This is a genomic window from Ancylobacter radicis, assembly GCF_018449475.1.
Lineage (GTDB): Bacteria > Pseudomonadota > Alphaproteobacteria > Rhizobiales > Xanthobacteraceae > Ancylobacter > Ancylobacter radicis.
Genome location: NZ_JAHCQH010000008.1, coordinates 1 through 721, shown reverse-complemented (window position 1 = coordinate 721; position 721 = coordinate 1). Strand labels below are relative to the sequence as shown.

The 721-nt window shown below is 64.6% G+C and carries 1 protein-coding gene; it reads left to right on the top strand.

Features of this window, described 5'->3' with window-relative positions; translation table 11 throughout:
* Positions 1–721, top strand: a 721-nt coding sequence (locus KIP89_RS01755) for an elongation factor Tu (RefSeq protein ID WP_213753704.1), incomplete at both ends; no start/stop codon positions are given.

Here is a 721-nt window from a genome sequence, read left to right as displayed (position 1 = left end):
TGGCCAAAGAGAAGTTCAACCGTTCGAAGCCTCACTGCAACATTGGCACGATTGGCCATGTTGACCATGGCAAGACGTCGCTGACGGCGGCGATCACGAAGGTTCTTGCGGAGTCGGGCGGCGCGACGTTCACGGCGTACGACCAGATCGACAAGGCGCCGGAAGAGAAGGCGCGCGGCATCACGATCTCGACGGCTCACGTCGAGTACGAGACGACGAACCGCCATTACGCCCACGTCGACTGCCCCGGCCACGCCGATTATGTGAAGAACATGATCACCGGCGCGGCGCAGATGGACGGCGCGATCCTGGTTGTGTCGGCGGCCGACGGCCCGATGCCGCAGACCCGCGAGCACATCCTTCTGGCTCGCCAGGTCGGCGTGCCGGCTCTGGTGGTGTTCCTGAACAAGTGCGACCAGGTCGACGACGAGGAACTCCTCGAGCTGGTCGAGCTGGAAGTGCGCGAGCTTCTGTCGAAGTACGACTTCCCGGGCGACGACATCCCGATCATCCGCGGCTCGGCGCTGGTGGCGCTGCAGAACGGCGACCCGAAGCTGGGTCACGACGCGGTTCTGAAGCTGATGGAAGCGGTCGACGCCTACATCCCGCAGCCGGAGCGTCCGGTTGACCTGCCGTTCCTGATGCCGATCGAGGACGTGTTCTCGATCTCGGGTCGCGGCACGGTGGTGACGGGCCGCGTCGAGCGCGGGATCATCAAGGT